This is a genomic window from Cellulomonas sp. (genome assembly GCF_036279715.1).
Classification (GTDB): domain Bacteria; phylum Actinomycetota; class Actinomycetes; order Actinomycetales; family Cellulomonadaceae; genus Cellulomonas_A.
On the sequence record NZ_DASUIR010000074.1, the window covers coordinates 1 to 4,477 of the forward strand.

A 4,477-nucleotide genomic window follows, 5' to 3' on the forward strand; every position below is an offset into this window, starting at 1 on the left:
AACCTCAGCCCTTGGGCGAGATCCAGCACTTGACCCAGTGTGACCCGCCATCCCAGTCCGCCTGCGAGGCGGGCCAAGAGAAGCTCAGGTACTCGCCGCCCAGCATCGTGTAGAGATCGGTGCACATCTGCTCTGCTGCGGCTCTGGCCTGCTCCACACCCGGGTACTCAGGGCCGTTCAGCTCTAGCGCGTTGCCGAACCTCCATTGGTAGGAGCCCGCGCAGTCGACGTACGAGCCCTGGGCCAACCCGTCACTGGGGGGGTTCGTGGCCGCGTCGAGCGGGGTGTCCACGCACATCTGGTAGCTGTAATGCCCGGCGGCGAGGATCTCGTCCGGCAGCTGCGTCAGCGGCTCGAGAGCAGTCGTGCTGGTCGGACCGAGCGCGAGGACCGAGAGGTCGCACCGCGCCCAGTGTGCTCCAGCGGCCCACTGCTCCGACGTGGGGAGATACCAGAACGCTTGGACGCGTGTCCCGATGCGTTGCTTCTCGATGTTCGTGACGCAGGCGGACTTGAACGCCGCGGCGGCGGCTTCGGTGAAGACCGGGTGGCCCTGGGCGTCGGGTGCCGGGTATGCCCCACCGGGGAGCTGCGCGACCGCGAACGTGACGGCGTTGTGCTCGGCCGTGCAGTCCACCGCTGGCGAGCCCTCCCACGTGTGCCACGTCTGACCTGAGGCCAGGTCGGGGAGCGTCCAGCACTGCCCGACCGTAGGCGCAGTGATGTCGACCGCAGGCACGACCGGAGTGACAGCTGCTTCCGCGGCAGCCGCAGCGCTGACGGGCGCGGGTGTGTGACTCGTCCGGCCGGAGGAGGAGCAGCCGGCGAGCGCTGCTACGACGATCACGGCGGCGGTCGCGATGGTCACAGTGATGCGGCGCATCCGTGGTTCCTCTCGTGGCACGTCGACAACGACTAGTCCCACGGGTAGCTCATGACCTTGCGGCGGAGGCGCCGACTACCGAGCTGCGCGCGGTGTCCGGTCGCCCGACCGCGTGACCGGTACGGGTGGGTTTGTCCGGACAAGGTACAGGCGGCGACCGGCGTTCCGCGCCGTCCTCCACAGCACCACCGTGATCAGCGCGAGCCAGATGCCGAGGCCAAGGAGGCCCCACCGGTCGAACGGCCGTGGGCTGTGCAGACCCCAGAGCAGCGGAAGCATGAACATCTGGACCGCGAGGTTCATCCGGAGCGGGAACCAGAACCCCTCGACGTCGTCGCGCATCCACGCCCGGTACGGCCGCGGCAGACGGCGACGCAGCACCCGGTACTGCCACCAGAGCCGCGGCGGCGGGTGCTCGCGCCACCGGGTCGCCCACCCCGCGAGCACGAGATCGAGCGCAGTCCGGGCGTCGGGGCGGCGGGCGCCCGGGCCTGCGACGTCGGAGAGGACAGCCGTGACCTCGCTGGCCCGGAGCTCGCGCCAGCGCCGCGGGTACGCCCGGAGCCAGAAGACGACCGACCGCTCGAAGGGCGTCATCGGGCGGGGATGACGGTGCCGGGCGGGACCGGGCCGGTCACCGGCAGGATCCCGAGGCGGAGCTGGTCGGGCCCCGGGACACGACCTGTGACAGCCATCGTCACCACGTCGGACCCCGCGAGGCCGCGCGCCTCGGGCGAGGCCCGCACGAACAGCCACGCTGCGACGACGCCGGGCAGGACGAGGACGGCGAAGGGGCCGAGCACGCCCGACGCGAGGACCACGAGCCGGCCCGTCGCCTCGAGCCAGGCGTCGGCGAGGACGAGCGCGGACAGCACGGTGACCGCGACCGCCGTCGACGCCGACGGTCCGACGAGCTCGCGGTGCGGCTGCGGCGGAGCGGCTGCGACGAGCCGGTCGAGCCGCCGACGGACCACCACCACCGAGGCGAGACCGATCATGGCCGCCAGGACGAGGACGACGGCAAGGACTCCGCTCGCCGATCCGGCCGGTCGCGCCGCGAAGTCGGTGCACCACGGCGAACCGTCGTCGGTCGCAGGAGCGCACGGCTCAGCGCCGATGACCTTGGGCGCGACGAGGGCCGCGAACGTCCACGCGGTTGCAGCGACGGACACCACGACAAGCGCCGCGTTCAGCCAGCCGCGGGCGTCGAGGCGCCGTCTCGGGCTCAGGCCTTCGACGAGGTCACCGTCGGACACCGGGTCACCCGCGCGCAGCACGAGGAACCGGCGCGCGGCGTAGTCACGCCACGCTCGGCCGAACAGCAGGCTGATCGCGCCGATCACCAGCGAGACGCCGATCCAGATGGGCATCTCCTCGAGGGACCCACCGCGCGTGGGGGCGGGGCCGAGCGCCGCAAGGATGGGAGGCACCACGAGGAAGGTCAGAACGACCGAGCTCAACCTCGTCAGCACGCAGCGCAGCGGGTAGAGCGCCCCACCGATGTCAGCCGTCGCCCACGCCCGGTACCGCGCCGGGAGCCGACGATCGAGCAACCGGTAGGCCAGGTACGCCCCGAGCGGCGGGTGCTCGCGCCACCGGGTCGCCCAGCCGCCGCGGATGAGCCCCGCGGCGGCACGGGCATCGAGCCGGCGCGGCGGCGGTCCCGCGAGGTCGGCGAGCACGGCGGTGACCTCGGCGGACCGGGCCGCACGCCACCGCTGCGGGTAGGCGTGCAGGCACAACGCCACGGCTCGGTCGAACCGGCGGTCGGTGGGGGCGCCAGGTGTCGGGCGCCCGTCGTGGGCGGTCATGTGGTCCTGCCCGCGTTCCCGCCGAAGCGCGGCTCGAGCGCGGGCAGGACGTCGACGTGCGGCACCGCGGTCCCGACCAGCGACGGGTCGGCCGGCACCAGCCCGGGATCCGGCTGGTCGACGGCTGGGGCCCGCCGACGCAGCACCGCATCCGCGACGTCTGCCAGGGCGATGCCAGCCGACGGCGTGCGACGGACGACGACCCGCGCGGCCAGCACGCCCGGGAGGCCGAGCCAGCAGACGACCCCACCGACGCCGGCCAGCGAGACGTCCGTGCGCCCGGTGATCTCGAGCCCCGCCTGCACGCCGATGACCACCGACCAGAACGCCACCGACACCCATCGGCCCACGGTCAGCCCGTAGGCCACGCGATGCGGCTGCGCGGGAGCCTGCGGCAGGATCCGACGCAGCCGGCGGACGACGAGGGGGACGAGCGCGAGCCCGACGACCGCGGCCACGACGACCGCCTCGAACGCCCCGGTCCGGGCTCCGCGCAGCAGGGCCGATGCGGTCCACCCCACCGCACCCACGGTCAGGAGCACCGTCGCCGCCGCCAGCATCGGGGCTGCGGCGCGCCGATACCGCGGGACGAGTCCGTCGACCAGGTCTCCGGAGGTGATGACCTCGCCGGCACCCGGAGTCAGGTGCCTCCGGGCGAGTCGTCGCCGCTGGTACGGGGGCACACCGGTGGCGAGCGCGAGGAACCCGAGCAGCAGACCCATCAGCCAGCCCCGGAACGCCGGCGGGGCTGGCCGCAGCAACGCGAGCATCGGCAGCATGAACGTGCTGCGCGCCAGCGCGAGCCGCGCGCCGTACAGCGGCCCGGCGAGGTCGTCGCGCGCCCAGTCGCGGTACCGCGCCGGGATCGCCACGTTGAAGAACCGGTAGGCGAGGTAGGTGTGCAGCGGCGGGTGCTCGCGCCACCGGGTCGCCCAGCCGCCGCGCACGAGCCCGGCGGCGGCGCGCGCATCCAGCCGCTGCGCGTCGGGACCGGCGAGGTCCGCGAGCACCGCGGTGACCTCGGCCGCCCGCACCGAACGCCACCGCCTCGGGTAGGCCCGCAGCCAGAACGCGACCGACCGGTCGAAGCCCGTCACGAGGGAACCACCCGCTCCTGGAACGTGCGATCGAACGGCGCCCGAGACTCGGCGATCGGAGACAGCAGCTCGAGCGGCTGCTCGGACAGGATCGTCCCGACCGGGACGACGCCCCTCGTCGGCGCGAGGACGCGACGAGCGCGATCGACCTCGGGGGGTCGGCCCCGCAGCGCCACCCTGACCATGTCCGATCCGGCGAGCCCGCCCGCCTCGGGCACGCGGCGGACGACCAGCCACGCCGCCGCCAGGCCCGGCAGCACGAGCAGCACGAGCGGGCCGAGAACGACCGAGACAACCAGCCCAAGCCGCCCTGTCGCCTCCAAGGCCGCCTCCGTGACGATGAGCGTCACCCCGACGGCGACGGCGACGCGCGCCGGCACGGACAGGGAGACGAGCACGCGGTGCGGCTGCCGCGGCGCCCGCGTGACGAGCCGGCGGAGCCTGCCCCGGACGAGCGGGACGCAGGCCAGGCCAACCGCCACGGCAACGACGAGCGCGATGACGACGACCGCCCGAGCGCCGCCGATCGGCGCGGCGGCCCACTCAGGGCAGCGCGCCGCGCCGGGCTCGGTGCTCGTCGCGCAGGATGTCAGGCGGAGCGTGGTCGGGCCGACCAGTGCCGCGGACGTCCAGGCCACGGCGCAGGCACCCACGAGGACGAGGGCGGCAGTCAGCGCTCCGCGGGC

5 protein-coding genes are annotated in these 4,477 nt (G+C 74.1%); all 5 read right to left on the reverse strand.

The genetic code is table 11. The features are described 5' to 3' along the window. Nucleotides 1-4 precede the first annotated feature (4 nt). Nucleotides 5-883, reverse strand: coding sequence for a septum formation family protein (locus VFW79_RS07785; RefSeq protein WP_329676740.1), 879 nt, complete (start codon nt 881-883; stop codon nt 5-7). Between the two features lie 75 nt (nt 884-958). After that, nucleotides 959-1,480, reverse strand: a complete 522-nt coding sequence (locus tag VFW79_RS07790; protein ID WP_329676741.1) for a hypothetical protein — start codon at nt 1,478-1,480, stop codon at nt 959-961. Next, nucleotides 1,477-2,694 (reverse strand): hypothetical protein, encoded by a 1,218-nt coding sequence (locus VFW79_RS07795; protein WP_329676742.1) that lies wholly within the window; start codon nt 2,692-2,694, stop codon nt 1,477-1,479. Before VFW79_RS07795 ends, VFW79_RS07790 begins: the two co-directional genes overlap by 4 nt. Continuing rightward, on the reverse strand, nt 2,691-3,791 hold the full coding sequence (locus VFW79_RS07800) for a hypothetical protein (protein ID WP_329676743.1): 1,101 nt from the start codon (nt 3,789-3,791) through the stop codon (nt 2,691-2,693). Before VFW79_RS07800 ends, VFW79_RS07795 begins: the two co-directional genes overlap by 4 nt. Next, the coding region (locus VFW79_RS07805) for a hypothetical protein (protein WP_329676744.1) at nt 3,788-4,477 on the reverse strand (690 nt) is incomplete at its 5' end. The genes VFW79_RS07800 and VFW79_RS07805, both read right to left, overlap by 4 nt.

Bases quoted from the DNA above. Each gene is read 5' to 3' on its own strand.
- VFW79_RS07785 (WP_329676740.1), bottom strand. From the start codon at position 883: ATGCGCCGCATCACTGTGACCATCGCGACCGCCGCCGTGATCGTCGTA.
- VFW79_RS07790 (WP_329676741.1), bottom strand. From the start codon at position 1,480: ATGACGCCCTTCGAGCGGTCGGTCGTCTTCTGGCTCCGGGCGTACCCG.
- VFW79_RS07795 (WP_329676742.1), bottom strand. From the start codon at position 2,694: ATGACCGCCCACGACGGGCGCCCGACACCTGGCGCCCCCACCGACCGC.